This is a genomic window from Rossellomorea aquimaris, from assembly GCF_008180865.1.
Lineage (GTDB): Bacteria > Bacillota > Bacilli > Bacillales > Bacillaceae_B > Rossellomorea > Rossellomorea yichunensis.
Genome location: NZ_VTEX01000003.1, coordinates 100,363 through 115,267, shown reverse-complemented (window position 1 = coordinate 115,267; position 14,905 = coordinate 100,363). Strand labels below are relative to the sequence as shown.

16 protein-coding genes are annotated in these 14,905 nt (G+C 41.8%); 9 read left to right on the top strand and 7 right to left on the bottom strand.

Annotated features, from left to right (window positions below; all coding sequences use genetic code 11):
- Nucleotides 1–59: 59 nt before the first annotated feature.
- A complete protein-coding gene (locus FZC88_RS13315; protein WP_148970776.1) occupies nt 60–1,127 on the bottom strand; it encodes an NAD(P)/FAD-dependent oxidoreductase in 1,068 nt (355 codons plus the stop codon).
- A gap of 331 nt (nt 1,128–1,458) precedes the next feature.
- Between FZC88_RS13315 and FZC88_RS13310 the strand changes: the two genes are divergently transcribed.
- On the top strand, nt 1,459–1,695 hold the full coding sequence (locus FZC88_RS13310) for a YuzB family protein (protein WP_258549604.1): 237 nt from the start codon (nt 1,459–1,461) through the stop codon (nt 1,693–1,695).
- 104 nt (nt 1,696–1,799) lie between these two features.
- On the opposite strand, the gene FZC88_RS13305 is transcribed toward FZC88_RS13310, so the two are convergent.
- Nucleotides 1,800–2,498 carry a DUF2225 domain-containing protein gene (locus tag FZC88_RS13305; protein ID WP_148995261.1) on the bottom strand — a complete coding sequence of 233 codons (699 nt, stop codon included), beginning with the start codon at nt 2,496–2,498 and terminating at the stop codon, nt 1,800–1,802.
- A 216-nt stretch (nt 2,499–2,714) separates the two neighbouring features.
- Here FZC88_RS13305 and FZC88_RS13300 point away from each other — a divergent pair, with 216 nt between their 5' ends.
- On the top strand, nt 2,715–3,077 hold the full coding sequence (locus FZC88_RS13300; protein WP_148995260.1) for a HesB/IscA family protein: 363 nt from the start codon (nt 2,715–2,717) through the stop codon (nt 3,075–3,077).
- 51 nt (nt 3,078–3,128) lie between these two features.
- On the opposite strand, the gene FZC88_RS13295 is transcribed toward FZC88_RS13300, so the two are convergent.
- The gene (locus FZC88_RS13295) at nt 3,129–3,773 is read right to left on the bottom strand and encodes an SDR family oxidoreductase (RefSeq protein ID WP_148995259.1); all 645 of its coding nucleotides are present in this window, start codon (nt 3,771–3,773) and stop codon (nt 3,129–3,131) included.
- A 763-nt stretch (nt 3,774–4,536) separates the two neighbouring features.
- Nucleotides 4,537–5,535, bottom strand: coding sequence for an NAD(P)/FAD-dependent oxidoreductase (locus FZC88_RS13290; protein WP_148995258.1), 999 nt, complete (start codon nt 5,533–5,535; stop codon nt 4,537–4,539).
- 625 nt (nt 5,536–6,160) lie between these two features.
- Here FZC88_RS13290 and FZC88_RS13285 point away from each other — a divergent pair.
- The 5 genes from FZC88_RS13285 (at nt 6,161) to FZC88_RS13270 (ending at nt 9,716) form a co-directional block, all read left to right on the top strand.
- Entirely contained in the window at nt 6,161–7,378 is a 1,218-nt protein-coding gene (locus FZC88_RS13285) for an NAD(P)/FAD-dependent oxidoreductase (RefSeq protein WP_148970826.1), read from the top strand.
- A gap of 59 nt (nt 7,379–7,437) precedes the next feature.
- A complete protein-coding gene (locus FZC88_RS13280) occupies nt 7,438–7,941 on the top strand; it encodes an NUDIX domain-containing protein (RefSeq protein WP_148995257.1) in 504 nt (167 codons plus the stop codon).
- A gap of 158 nt (nt 7,942–8,099) precedes the next feature.
- The gene (locus tag FZC88_RS24670) at nt 8,100–8,225 is read left to right on the top strand and encodes a YuiA family protein (RefSeq protein WP_172655674.1); all 126 of its coding nucleotides are present in this window, start codon (nt 8,100–8,102) and stop codon (nt 8,223–8,225) included.
- A gap of 213 nt (nt 8,226–8,438) precedes the next feature.
- On the top strand, nt 8,439–8,756 hold the full coding sequence (locus tag FZC88_RS13275; protein WP_262371868.1) for a YuiB family protein: 318 nt from the start codon (nt 8,439–8,441) through the stop codon (nt 8,754–8,756).
- A 255-nt stretch (nt 8,757–9,011) separates the two neighbouring features.
- Nucleotides 9,012–9,716 carry a 3D domain-containing protein gene (locus FZC88_RS13270; RefSeq protein ID WP_148995256.1) on the top strand — a complete coding sequence of 235 codons (705 nt, stop codon included), beginning with the start codon at nt 9,012–9,014 and terminating at the stop codon, nt 9,714–9,716.
- Nucleotides 9,717–9,766: 50 nt separating this feature from the next.
- On the opposite strand, the gene FZC88_RS13265 is transcribed toward FZC88_RS13270, so the two are convergent.
- Both FZC88_RS13265 and FZC88_RS13260 read right to left on the bottom strand, forming a co-directional pair.
- Nucleotides 9,767–10,555: a cobalamin-binding protein gene (locus tag FZC88_RS13265; RefSeq protein WP_148995255.1), complete on the bottom strand. Its 789-nt coding sequence runs from the start codon at nt 10,553–10,555 to the stop codon at nt 9,767–9,769.
- 10 nt (nt 10,556–10,565) lie between these two features.
- The gene (locus FZC88_RS13260; protein ID WP_148970753.1) at nt 10,566–11,045 is read right to left on the bottom strand and encodes a divergent PAP2 family protein; all 480 of its coding nucleotides are present in this window, start codon (nt 11,043–11,045) and stop codon (nt 10,566–10,568) included.
- Nucleotides 11,046–11,204: 159 nt separating this feature from the next.
- Between FZC88_RS13260 and FZC88_RS13255 the strand changes: the two genes are divergently transcribed.
- Nucleotides 11,205–12,710: a leucyl aminopeptidase gene (locus tag FZC88_RS13255; RefSeq protein WP_148970752.1), complete on the top strand. Its 1,506-nt coding sequence runs from the start codon at nt 11,205–11,207 to the stop codon at nt 12,708–12,710.
- A gap of 285 nt (nt 12,711–12,995) precedes the next feature.
- Nucleotides 12,996–14,312 (top strand): Na+/H+ antiporter family protein, encoded by a 1,317-nt coding sequence (locus FZC88_RS13250; protein WP_148995254.1) that lies wholly within the window; start codon nt 12,996–12,998, stop codon nt 14,310–14,312.
- A 206-nt stretch (nt 14,313–14,518) separates the two neighbouring features.
- On the opposite strand, the gene FZC88_RS13245 is transcribed toward FZC88_RS13250, so the two are convergent.
- Nucleotides 14,519–14,905 (bottom strand): YuzC family spore coat inner layer protein, encoded by a 387-nt coding sequence (locus FZC88_RS13245; protein ID WP_148970750.1) that lies wholly within the window; start codon nt 14,903–14,905, stop codon nt 14,519–14,521.

Here is a 14,905-nt window from a genome sequence, read left to right as displayed (position 1 = left end):
ATGGATTATTGAGGTGAATCAAAAAAAGAACCGCACATCAATCGCGGTTCTTTTTTACATCATCCATTATGATACTTATACATCCATAACACACCGGATTTCAACAATCGAGCGACACGACCTGTGATGGAGCGCTCGTTTACCAGACCGAAGCCATGTTTCTTTCCGAGTGAACCGAGAATTCCTTTAAGCTTGATCTTAGGTAATTCTGCAGGTAGTTCTTCGTTTTTCCAACGTTTAAGTAAAACTGTCACGATTTGTTCTGCTTGTCCCTCAGCCAGCTGGGCACTTGGAGCTTGAGGAAGGCTTGCGCAGTCACCAACCACGTACACATTTTCATCCTGAGGCAGGTTATGATACTTTGTCAGAATGACGCGACCGCTTGCATCTTTTTCAACATTCATATCGCGGACGACTTTGCTTGGCTGAATACCTGCCGTCCATACGATTGCATCGCAAAAGATTTGTTCTTCATGATTATGGAGGGTATTTGGTTCCACTCTTGTAATATTCGAACCATTGACGATGTCTACGTCATTCTCGTCAAACCAACTGTGAACATAAGAGCTTAGACGCTCAGGGAAGGCATTAAGAATACGCGGACCTCGATCGAACAGCTTTATTTTTAAATCAGAACGGCTTTCACGAAGTTCACTCGCAAGCTCAATCCCGCTTAATCCGGCTCCAACGATTCCTACGATCGAACCAGCTGGAAGATTACATAAGGTTTGGTATGTCTTACGGGATTTTTCAATTGTTTGAATGGAGTAAGTATGTTCGTCAGCACCAGGTACATTATGATATTTATCCTCACAGCCGAGTCCAATCACAAGGTCGTCATAAGGAACTGGATCTTGGTCTTTCATATTTACGAGCTTGTTTTCCATGTCCACTCCGGAAATATCTCCGTACACGTAGGATAAACGGGCATGTTCCGGGAATGATACGCGTACATGTTGATCTGAAATCGTACCAGCGGCTAAAGCATAGTATTCCGTCTTAAGGCAGTGGTAAGGATTTCGATCAATCAGGGTAATCGATACATCTTCAGGTAATTGGTTGGGTAATAAGCGAAGTAGAACGCGCATGTTCCCATATCCTCCGCCAAGCAGCACTAATTGTTTCATGAAAAATTTCCCCTTTTTTGCACTCTACATTATGAATGAAATAGTGTGTTTGTATGTGATGTATATCCCATAAATTGTATGGGACGGGATTGAAAGGACATTCACGCCGAAACGGGTCCTGAAAAAGTAAGCATTTTCAATATGAAGCATAATTCGCGCAATTATCATATTAGTAAACCTATTAACATTAAAAGTATATCGAAATAACGGCGTTTTCACAACAGAAATAAGCGAAAATGTTCACAATCTGTTATACCATTACATGGAACTCAAATGATTGACGATAATGATAAAAAAAGGTAGCATAACAAAGAGTAGTGAGGTGATAGAATTGAAACCTATTATTGAATTTTGTATAAGTAATCTTGCTAGTGGTGCGCAAAAAGCGCTTGAAATATTAGAGAGGGACCCCAACCTCGATGTTATTGAGTATGGATGCCTGGGTTACTGCGGAAAATGCGCCCAATCCTTTTATGCTCTCGTCAATGGTGAAGTCGTAACAGGGGACACACCTGAAGAGTTGGTGGATCATATCTATCAATTTCTTGAAGATAATCCGATGTTTTAAAGAAAAGCTGGTCTTGTGACTGGCTTATTTTTTTTGGTTTTTTACAATGTGTATGTGTTCTGGAATGCAAAAAAAAAAACAGTGGCGAGACCACTAGTTTTCTTTTACAAAGACTTTGCTTCTTTATACCGATCCCGTATTTCGTACCAGCTCTCTCTGGCCATTTCAATAATCTTCGGTTCTGTGGAGAGATGCTGTTTACTAATGACTTTAGATAAATAAACGACGGATTCCTCGATTTTATCCTGTCTTCTCAATAATTCCGCTATGATATACAGGAGTTTAGTTTCGGACATTAAAGAACCTGATACGCCGTCTGTCAAATAGGCATCAATGTATTCATGTGTAGCAAGATTAATGAATCGTCTTTCCTGTTCTTTTTCTCCTGTCTTTCGATAAAGCCAGGCAGTCCGGAGATATAACCCTGCTATGGTCACCTTTTTCTCCTTTTTAATTAGAGCACAGTAGGCGGCCAATTTATATGTATTAATCCCATCGTAATATGATCTCAGTTTTCCATAATCCTGTGGCTGCCAGTGTAGGCTGATTTTCTTTTCCAAATCAGCTTTGAGAACAGGAGGTATGTATGCTGTGAAATCATCTGTATACGAAAAACCACACTTTGGGCATACAGAAACGTTATAGAGTAAAGGATTCACATCCTTTGAATCATACAGGGGACAAAAGTCACTGTCGTATCCTACTACCTTCACAAAACGGGATCTGATCCTTGTTGTACTGAACGAGTGTTTACACGAAAGGCACTGTGTTTTTTTATCATAAAAGGGCGACACTACCGTCATGAATACCACCTCATAATCGGGACTATTTTCCTTTATTATACCTTGGCGGAAGGATCAAGGACCAGTGTTTTTTATGGAGATAAGTAAAAAGTCACGGTTTACTGATATGAATAAAAAGTTTCCTTCCAATCATTCACCAAAGCCCCTTTGGTTGAGTAGTAAAATAGAAAGGAGTATACTAAGAAGTAAGAAATGAAAAGGTTGGGGGTGTAATGAATGAGTGAAGTAGTCATTCTGACAGAAGCCGCGGCCCTTCAGATTAAAGATATGATGAAGGAACATGAGGAAACAGATGCCATGTTGCGAGTAGCGGTTAAAGGGGGAGGCTGTAGCGGCCTTTCTTATGGAATGGGATTTGAACATGAGCTTCAAGATGGAGATACAACACTGGAACAGCATGGAATCAAGCTTGTTGTAGCCAAAAATGATGCTGCTATTTTGAACGGTACTAAAATAGATTACAAGCAGTCCATGATGGGTGGCGGATTTACGATTGATAATCCGAACGCCATCGCATCATGCGGATGCGGATCATCGTTCGTGACGGCGACGAATAAAGGTACGCCGGAGAATTGCTGATAACTAAGAGGGACGGACCTCCATTTTGGAGGTCCGTCCCCTTTTTCATGATTAATGGATATTTTTTAGTGCTTCTTCAACAGGTGTGTCACCGCTCAGGATTTCGAATACTTTGTGGTTTGTTTCTTCGATGGTCAAGGAGTCGACGAGTACTTTTGCGACATCTTCACGTGATATGTCTCTGCTTTTGTCTTCAATGGAGGTAGAAGCTTCAATCTTTCCTTTCCCTTCGTCGAATGAAAGGGCGCCTGGTCGGACGATTGTGTAATTTAGACCGCTTTCCTTCAAATAGGCATCCGCTGCTCCTTTCGCTTTTAAGTAAAACTGAAGTGCATCCGGACCGCTTGACGGATTATCTGCACCCATTGAGCTAAGCATCACAAAGCGCTCAATTCCCATCTTCTTCGCGTAATCCACTGCTTTCTTTGCACCTTCCTGATCAATTGTAAGGGTCTTATCGTCTCCTGTTGAACCACCGCTGCCAGCTGCAAAAATAACAGCATTTACATTTTCAAGAGCGTAAGAAAAGTCCTGCACCAGGTCTGCAACAATTGGTCTTGCCCCTAAGTCTTCCATATCCTTTGCCTGTTCTGTCTTTCGAATCATGGCTCTCACGAAATGCTGACTGCTGCCTGAAAGTTCTTTCACTATGTGTCGGCCAGTATGACCGTTTGCTCCAATAACGAGTACATTCATGCATCCATCATCCTTTATCTAAGTTTTTTATCCTATTATTGGTCTACCCATTCACTGCTAAAATAAACAATTTGATGGTTTAGGTGTAATAAGGATCAATGTTTGGCACATTATTTCTGCGATTGGATATTCTGTTTCTTAAGATCGGGAATAATTTTGATGTTTTCACTTACATTCAAATTAAAAGGCTCTTTTCGTAAAGTTTGTTGCTATTGTAGACACGAAAGTAATAGTTGATTTCTGCTCCAGGATGCTCGCTTTCCGCGGGGCTGGCGGTGAGCCTCCTCGGCTGCGCCTCCGGGGTCTCACCTGTCCAGCTATTCCCGCAGGAGTCGATCATCCTGCAGCGAGGATCAACTTTCTGAGCATGAATCCTTAATCGAAAACAATTTAAACAAGCTTTTTAGCAAACAATCTCTTATAAGGTAAGTAGAGATTCATTGTCTTAATAAAGCAGAATTATTTTTTCTAGTTATTTTGTTTTCTGGTACACCTTGAAGCTCTGTCACAAAGATCCTATTAAAGATGGTGAGGGGAACTGCAAAGACTCCTGCGGAAGTACGGGCGTGCCGAGACCCCGGAAGCGAAGCTGAGGAGGCTCGGCCGAACGTCCGCGGAAAGCGGAGCAGTTCCCCTCACCATCCAGCACACACTAATTGACAGAGCCTTGCAGAACTTATGTTAAAAACAACAATCTTTACGAAAAGAGCGAATTAAAAAGAGGATCAGGTATAAATTTCCTGAACCTCTCTTATAGTGGACTTTAGTCTGTGAACATGGATGTACTGTGCATTGGTTGGACTCTTGCTTTCGGATCCATATAAGCTTTGGCATTATTAACCGCTGTCGGTGCTTCGCCAAATCCACTGGCAATGAGTTTGACTTTCCCATCATAGGTACTGATATCACCAGCAGCATAAATTCCGGGAATATTCGTTTCCATTCTCGAGTTAACGACGATTGAATTCTTTTCGATTTCAAGTCCCCAATCCTTGATCGGGCCAAGAGATGAAACAAAGCCAAAGTTAACGATCAGTTCATCGAGATCGAGAATTTCTTTCTCATCACCTTTTGTTTCTTCCAAAATCAGCTGATTGATCTTGTGCTCATCGACAACCAGCTCTGACGGAACATACGGAGTTTTAAGCTCAACGGTTGAGTTGTGCAGATTCTCCACACTATGTTCATGGGCTCTGAATTTATCTCTTCTGTGGACAAGGTAGACTTTTTCTGCGATCGGCTCAAGCATAAGGGCCCAGTCAACGGCAGAATCACCACCACCACAAATGACAACTTTCTTGTCCCTGAAATGTTCCAGGTTATCAATAAAGTAATGAAGATTCTTACCTTCAAAACTAGACGCATGCTCAAGTTCGAGGCGGCGAGGCTGGAAGGCACCGTTTCCTGCTGTGATGATGATCGTTCTGGAAAAATGAATCTCTTTATCGGTTGTGAGCTTAAACATGCCATCAGCCTGTTTTTCTACACCTTCCACAGCTTGCTCCAGACAAATCGTCGTCTCAAATTTAGCCATCTGCTCTTTTAAATTATTTACAAGATCCTGGGCTTTCACTTTTGGAAAACCTGCGACATCATATATGTATTTCTCAGGATATAGCGTAGCCAGCTGGCCCCCGAGTTGTGGTAGACTTTCAATAATCTTAACTGATGCTTTTCTCATGCCGCCATAGAACGCCGTAAACAAACCTGTAGGACCGCCGCCTATGATCGTAATATCATACACTTTTTGATCTTCCTTCAACTAGATCCCTCCAACAATTAAGATGTATTTCACTTTAATTTATTCTATCACAGAGACATCGATTCTTCACAATAATTGAAATTATAATTGGGAATAATCAGTCTTTTTGGCGAGATCCCCTACGACTTTTGAATGAGTTAATCTGATGTGTTTTTCGATGTGTCCAGCTCCACGGCTTAGAGGCTCGAGGTCATAAGTCGAACCTGCCAAAAAGGCAAAAAAGCGCCTTTCCGACAGGTTCGCCTTATGCTTGTCGCCTCTGGGCAAAGCCCTTCCGCTTTTCGGAATATTCTTAAGTTTTCAATTTCCTATATATATCTTGAAAATGCATGGTAAAAAGAATATTATGTAATGTAGGCATAATGTTAAGAATTTATGACAATTCTCGCATAAGTATGTAGTAGTTCGTGAAATACGTCACATACTTTCTTGTTTATCGTTTTTATTTATTTTTCATACAATACTTTCCTCTTAAATTAAGGAAAACTTCTCGTTTGATTTGTTTCAGTTTCTTGTCTATAGGGAAAAGGTAATAGCATCAGATTGAACGGGATAAAAAAGCATGATGTGGAGGACTCTAAGAGTATCCAAAGCAAATTTATCAAAAAAGGTGGATGTGATTCAGTTGAGAAAGCCAAGAATCGTTGTATTAGGTGCAGGTTATGGTGGATTAATGACGGTAACTCGTCTTCAAAAACAATTAGGTACAAATGAAGCAGAAATTATTTTAGTTAATAAAAATGATTATCACTACGAAACCACTTGGTTACACGAAGCTTCTGCAGGTACACTTCATCATGATCGTGTACGTTACAACATTAAAGATGTTGTCAACACAAGCAAAGTAAACTTCTTACAAGCTACTGTTGAAGATATTAAAGTAGAAGAAAAGAAAGTCATCACAAGTAACGGTGAAGTAGAATTCGATTACCTGGTTGTTGCATTAGGTGCAGAATCGGAGACATTCGGTATCCAGGGTCTTCATGAGCATGCATTCATGATTTCGAACATCAACTCTGCCCGTCAAATCCGTGAGCATATTGAATTACAATTTGCTACGTATAAAAACGAAGAAGAAAAGAAAGATGACCGACTTACAATCGTTGTAGGTGGGGCAGGATTCACTGGAATCGAATTCTTGGGTGAATTAGGTAACCGTGTTCCTGAACTTTGTCATGAATATGATATCGATCGCAAGAAGGTTCGTATCGTGTGCGTGGAAGCTGCACCAATGATTCTTCCTGGATTCGATCCTGAGCTAGTGAAATACGCACGTGCCAAGCTTGAGAAAAAAGGTGTTGAATTCCACATCGGAACTCCACTTAAAGAAGCGAAAGCTGACAGCGTCCTTATCGCTAAAGGTGAAGATGAAGTAGAAGAAATCAAGGCTGGTACGATCGTATGGGCTGCAGGTGTACGCGGTAACTCCATCATCGAAAGAGCTGGAATCGAAAACATGCGTGCCCGGGTGAAAATCAACAAAGATCTTCGAGCTCCAGGTCATGACAACATCTTCATCATCGGTGACTGTTCACTTATGATCAATGAAGAAACTGAGCGTCCATACCCGCCGACTGCACAAATCGCAATGCAGCAAGGTGAAGTATGTGCCCGCAACATTGCTGCTTTACTGCACGGTAAAGATCACATGGAAGAGTTTACTCCAGATATCAAAGGAACAGTATGTTCACTGGGTGAAGACGATGCAATCGGTGTCGTTTATGGGAAGAAAATCACCGGAACAAAAGCTTCTTTCATGAAGAAAGTAGTCGATAACCGTGCGCTTTACATGGTTGGTGGACCATCACTTGTCTTCAAAAAAGGTAAGTTCAAGTTCTTTTAAGTCTTAAATCATATAGTGAAAAGCAGGGTGGTTTCCGCTCTGCTTTTTCTTGTGGGGAAATGTTACGGAGGTGTTCGAGAGTGAAAAGGGGCAAAGTTTGGCTTGCGGTGGCCGGACTCGTCATAGATGAGAATGGTAAATGGCTTGTGGTAAAAAAGAAATACAGTGGTCTGAAAGGAATGTGGTCCCTGCCTGCTGGTTTCGTCAATGCTGGAGAAGCAGTCGATGATGCAGTTATGAGAGAAGTAAGAGAGGAAACAGGATTACAAACAAGCATCAAAGGGATTGTAGGATTCCGGTCAGGCGTGATTCAAGATGATGTCAGCGATAACATGCTGATCTTTCTGTTGGAAAGTAAGGAAACTTCTTCTATTCAAATCCAAGAAAAAGAATTGTGGGATGTGGGGTGGAAGTCTCCTCAAGAATTGTTGGAAGATGAAAAAACGTCCGTTATGGTGCATGAGATAATCAAACAGGCGGCTGACCAAAATATACTAAGCCCGATAGAAGGGATTAATCCAGGAGACCAATTTGCCTACACAAAGTACACATTATTTTTATAAAATTCTGTAAATTTTAAGAAAAAAAGAGATAATGAAAGAAAAACACAAATGTATTCGCTTTCTTAACGGTACATCCCCTCTCATGTCCCTTTTCTTTATTGGAGATAGATGATATATTATCAGAAAATTAAGAAATTAAACAAAAGGGAGAGGGAATTATGAGAGCTACTGCAAGTACTAAAACGAAATACTGTCTTTATTGTTCAGGAAAAGGATACTTTCAGCTAGTATTGGGTGGTTCTGAAACGTGTCCGTGCTGCGGAGGCAGTGGGAAGCAGAAATAAGCCCTAACAGATAGAATGAAAAGCAGACCTGATGAAGGTGGATACTTCCAATGGAGGTATGGATCCTGATTTGGGTCTGTTTTTATATGGTCACCTGATATGGAACATATGTTTATTTTGTGAATAAGCTACAAATCTTCTTGAAAATATTGACGCTTTCATTACACTCGGGGTACACTAATCTTTAGTGTTTATGGAGGTGTAAGCGGAAAAATGCCTATACATGTGATGTTAATTTCGATGCTTCTATTTTTTGTTCTATTTTTCGGAATAGGCTTTTTGTTAAATATGTTATTGCGTATGACGTGGATTATGGCCATCATTTATCCTATTGTCGTCATTTTTATTGTGGATGATGTTCGTTTTATAGATTATTTCCGAAATGCCGGAGAGTCGTTTTCTGAGTTAGGTACGAAAATCAGCCACCTGGCTGTAGCCGATCTTGTGATCTTAGGAAGTGGGCTGGCAGGAGCGATTCTTTCAGGAGTCGTGATGAGAATTTTAAGAGCAAAAGGGTATCGAATGTTTTAACCGCATCCGTTTAACCGAGGGATTTCCCCGAAGTTGAACGGGTTTTTATTATGATTTTTTTCGAAAATTGTACATACTAGTTGAAGTAGGAAATAGGTTATATTCACTGTAATATCGGCGATGTGCGGTGAAACTCATCTAAAGGGAACGCTAACCTGAATGATTTCCAAATATTGAAACTATTCGATTTTTTTCTCAATTTATGCATATATCTCCTCCTGGTTGGGAAGTATTAAAGGTGGGAGGAGTGAATACATGAATTTGTTTAAAACATGGACGAAGAGATTCGTTATGGTCAGTTTGTTCATCCTGGCACTGGGAACCACTTTTCAATCAGTCTCCGGAGTAGAGGCCCAAACCTTTAAAACCTGGTTGATGGATAAGGGTGACCGTGATCAAACCAGTTTGAATTATAAAGAGCATCAGAGAAATCGATTAGGATTGTCATTCAAATTTCTTAAAAGGCTGGCAGGCTTTGAAACTCAGATATCTGCGAGTACACCTGTTGAACCGAGGACGTTGGAAGAGTCCGTTGATTGGGATCAGTATACGAAGCATAAGGTCGTAGCCACAGGCTATACAGCCGGGATTGAATCGACCGGGAAGAATCCTGGGCATCCCCTGTACGGAATTACATATTCAGGAGTGAAAGTGAAACGTGATTTATATTCTACGATTGCAGCCGATCTTTCCGTTTATCCTATTGGTACCATTCTTTTTATCCCCCATTATGGATATGGGGTAGTAGCCGATAAAGGGAGCGCTATTAAGGGGAATAGACTGGATCTCTATTATGAGACAGTCGATGATGTGTATAATGAATGGGGGAAACAGACACTGGATGTGTATGTGATCCAGATGGGTTCAGGTGAGTTATCCGAACAGCAATTAGTAGATCTAAATGAAAATAAATCCATGCAGGTTTTTAGACAGCAGATTTTATCGCCTAAAGAAGAATAATCAAGAAAAGCACGCAGTTCATCCATCATGAACTGCGTGCTTTTTTAACATCACTGGACCTCTTTATACAATTCTGGATGAAGCATCCCGGCAAGCTTGACAGCTCCCTTTAATAGAAGTGGGGACGGCCTGCAATAGAGGGCTTCTTCCAGGACAAAAATTCGATCTTGTTGAATAGCTCTCATGTCGTTCCATCCTGGACGCTTCTTTACGATATCAGGGTTAACCCGTTTTTGCTGAACGCCGACCCATGCAAGGCAGATATAGTCGGGGTCACGCTTTTGTACATCTTCCCAATCCGTTTGAACACTCGCTAGATCCACATCTTCATATAGATTTCGTGCCCCGATCATCTCGCTCAACTCGGTTAACCAGTTGATCTTACCAGGGGTGAATACAGGCTTTGGCCACCATTCCCAGTAAAGAGAGGGAGGGTGTTGAACCCCGGAACCCACCGTTTTTAAGCGTGTTACGGTTTCCAGAAATTCACTCTGACGGTTCTTGGCATATTCATCGATTCCACACGCTTTTCCCACCGTTAAAAGATCCTCTGCTATATCAGAAAAGCTCTGAGGATTTAACGTAATGTGGGGGATGTTCCGCTTATTCAGATTTTCTATGTTTTTTTCCATTCCAGGTACACTTAATGAAGAAAATACCAAATCAGGCTTCAAGGACTCCAGCTTATCCATATTAATGGAGAGATCCGGTCCGAGCCTGGGCAGTGATTGGACCTCTTCAGGATAATCGGAGTAATCATCGACTCCAACGAGATGTGGAGTTAATCCGAGGTAATCGATTATTTCTGTATTACTTGGACAGATTGAAACAATTCTCATCGTGCCACTCCTATGCATAAAAGAAATAATGAAGAAGAAGGGTCAGAATAATCCCGGAAAGTCCACCAAAGAACACTTCAATGGGTTTGTGTCCGAGTAATTCCTTCAATTCCTTGCGCTTTTCCTGTTCAGGCTTGTTCTGCCAGCCTTTTGCTTCTGACATGAACCTTTGGAAATCGATCATCAATCGATTCAGGACAATGGCTTGTTCTCCTGCCTGTCTTCTGACACCCGTTGCATCAAACATCGTAATGATGGCAAACATGGCGGAAACTGCAAAGATTGGTGAATCCACGCCTACTTCCAAGGCTACTCCAGTAGATAATGCCGTTACGGCCGCTGAATGGGAACTCGGCATCCCGCCTGTTGAGGTGATTAATGACCAATTTAATTCCCTCGTCGCGATAAACTGTATGGGAACCTTAACAAACTGAGCAAAAAAGATTGAAAATAAAGATGCCCATAATGGAAAATTAAAAAATACTTCCATGCTGTGAAATGCCACCCTTTCAATTGTTTGAATACAAATAATGTTCTCATTATATCATACCCTATTTACCTCTTTAATTAACTTTGTGGATCGCGGTTTGTTAGAAAGTCGAAATAATGGGACATTTTCGCTATAATAGAGGGTGGAGGTGTCGGATAAATGAAATTTTCGATTAATCAAAATGAATTGACAGCTGCTAATCAGGAGTGCCTGGTTGTTGGGGTTCACAATCAGCCAACATTTGAAGGGAAGCTGAAAGAGCTTGACCACAAGTTCGAGGGCTATCTTACACAGCTGGTAAAAGACGGAGACATATCTTCAAAAGCAAAGAAAGTAACTAAAATACATACGTTTGGAAAACTCAAAACGAAGAGAGTATTGTTCGTCGGACTAGGGAAACAAAAAGATCTTACATTTGATACTTTAAAAGAATCGTTAGGTGTAGCATCAAAAGCTTTAAAGCAGATGAAGATATCTTCTTTTTCAGTGGCACTGGATACGTTTGTTTCTGAAGAAATGGTAGCAACAGATGCGGCTCATGCATTTATGGAAGCCTTTACGATGTCTACATATGAATTCCACGGCTATAAGAAAAAATCAAATCAACCGGAAGTACACGTAGAGTCGATTGAGTTCTTTACAAGCGCAGACTCTAAAGAAGTAGAGACCGCTTTACATATCGGATCCGCCTTTGGTAACGGAGTCAATTCAGCTCGTACGCTGGTGAACACTCCTGGTAATCTATTAACCTCTACTAAATTAGCAGAATACGCGCTTGAATTAGCTGAGCGATATAACTTTGAAGTTGAAATTTTGGATAAAGAAGAGATGGAGCATCTGGGAATGGGCGCACTGCTCGCTGTAAACCAGGGATCTGTTGAACCTCCCAAAATGATCGTTCTTAAGTACAATGGAAAAGATGAGTGGAAAGATGTCATCGGTTTAGTTGGAAAAGGAATCACCTTCGATACAGGCGGTTATTCTATTAAACCTAAAGATGGAATCGTCGGAATGAAAGCAGATATGGGGGGAGCCGCTGCGGTTCTGGGTGCCATGGAAATCATCGGTGAAATCAAACCGGAACAAAACGTCGTTGCCGTCATTCCTTCAACAGACAATATGGTGAGCGGCTCCGCATTCAAGCCTGACGATGTGATTACATCAATGAGCGGTAAAACCATTGAAGTGTTAAATACAGACGCTGAGGGCCGTCTCGCACTTGCTGACGGTATGACCTATGCAAAGCATCAAGGAGCAAACTATTTAGTGGACGTTGCAACCTTAACGGGAGGAGTCATCATCGCTCTGGGTGAAGACAAAACAGGGGCCCTCACGAATAATGAAGCGTTCTTCGAGCAAGTGCTGGAAGCTTCTGGGGAATCAGGCGAATATATCTGGCAGCTACCTTATACGGAAAACGATAAGAAACGTGTTCGTGGAAGTGATATTGCCGACTTGAACAACTCGCCGGGACGAGCAGGTCATGCCATCATGGGTGGGGCATTTGTCGGAGAGTTCGCGGAAGGACTTCCTTGGGTACACCTTGATATCGCCGGTACGGCTACGACAAAAGGAAGCTATGAACTTGGTCCTAAAGGTGGAACGGGTGTCATGGCAAGAACCCTTGCACTATTAGTAGAGCGTTTTGTGCCATTAGAAAAATAATGTGAAGGAATGGAGAGTCTTTTTTCAGTGTTTAAGCATGATGACACTGAAAGAAGGCTCTTTTTTTGTGAGTATTCATGATCTGGGTGGATGATATTGTCCGATCCTCCGCAGAGAACCCATCCACGACTAAAAATTTCCCACTCCCCTTTTACTCTGCTAAAGTGTTGACAAACTCTCTTTATCTTGTTAAAGTTGAAATCGTGATTTTATTACTCTACCAATTTAGCGAACTAAAGTAAAACGATAAATCGTGTATGGAGAATTTTGAGGAGGAAGGTAGTTATGAACGCAGTTGTTATAGCGGTTCTGGTCATGCTCGTACTAAGTTTGGTACGAGTGAATGTCGTATTCGCTCTGATCACTGGGGCATTAGTCGGAGGATTGGCTGGTGGGCTGGGATTAAACGAGACGATATCCATATTTACTGAAGGAATCAGCGGTGGGGCAAGTATCGCCTTGAGTTATGCATTACTGGGTGGATTCGCGGTGGCGATTTCCTACACGGGAATCCCGAATCTGCTTGTAGACTGGGTACTTAAAGTAGTTGGGAAAAAAGGTGATTCTAGAAAAACAGCCCTTTCGAAAGCACTTATTGTTTTATCTATTTTAATCATGGCTTGTTTTTCACAAAATGTGATCCCGATTCACATTGCCTTTATTCCTATTTTGATTCCGCCTTTATTAAAGGTGATGACAGAGTTACGTATTGACAGACGTTTAATCGCATCCGTGATTACGTTTGGTTTAACGGCTCCGTATATTCTTTTACCTGTAGGATTCGGCTTGCAGTTCCATGAAATCATTGCTCAGAACATGGGCTCAAGCGGAATGGAAATTGCATTGGGTGATATTCCGAAAGCTATGCTAATCCCAGTAGGTGGCATGATGATCGGGTTACTTATCGCCGTATTTGTGAGCTATCGTAAACCAAGGGAATACATTGAACGAGAAGAAGTGATTGCAGAAGAAAAGGTCGTGTACAATAAAAGAGCGATGATTTTCGCTCTCGTTTCCATCGTAGTCGCTCTATATGTTCAACTTCAGCTGGAATCAATGATTTTCGGTGCATTAGCTGGTATTGCCGTTCTATACATCACAGGATCGGTTAAATGGAAAGAGGCTGACGGGTTACTGAATGATGGAATGAAAATGATGGCCTTCATAGGCTTTGTGATGATTACTGCATCAGGCTTTGCAGAAGTGGTAAAAGCAACAGGCGATGTCGAAACATTGGTTGAAGCGACTGCTGACGTAATCGGTGGAAACCAGGCATTGGCTGCTCTTATCATGTTGATCGTAGGACTTCTGGTGACGATGGGTATCGGATCTTCATTCGCTACGATTCCGATCATCGCAGCCATTTTCGTACCGCTTGCCATGGAGCTTGGATTCAGTCCCCTCGCAACGATTGCGATTGTCGGTACGGCAGGGGCACTTGGTGACGCAGGTTCCCCGGCATCGGACAGTACGCTCGGACCGACAGCCGGATTAAATGCGGATGGACAGCATAACCACATTTGGGACACGTGTGTACCAACATTCTTACACTACAATATTCCACTGATACTATTCGGCTGGATTGCAGCCATTATTCTATAGAAAGCAAGGGACATGTGCCCTTGCTTTTTTTATTTCACAGTCACTTCAGGAGGATTATTAGGTTCCGCACTATCCAACATAAGGTTATTGAGGATATCCGGGTTATTACCCTGATTATTAATAAGTAGAAATGCATAAATGAGAAGAGCAGTGCCATCACTGGACACTGCTCTTTCGTTATGGGTAAAAAGGGTGGGGCACATACACTACATCCACCGGACAATTACAATCAAATGACAGCAATCCACCTGGCCAAGCTTCTCATCGAAGACTAAACGCACACCGTCAGGATTGAATGAGACGACAGGCTGTACTTTTGTGTCGATGGTTTGAAGTAGTTTATGTACTTCAGGGAGGTTTGATTGCTGTGCAGCACTCATAAACTTTTTTGAAAAATCTTTAGAGTGGTTAATCCGTTGGAGCACCTTTTGGGCATCATCCATCAAGCTTAGCGTTTTACCTGCTGAAGACATAAACGTGTTGCTATCAACAGGAGGATAATTGCGATTATATGAAAAAACAGGCTGTGTCCTTGAATATATAGGCGGGTAGGGGCGTTGAACAGGCGGGTAAAAAGGATGGTATCGATACAT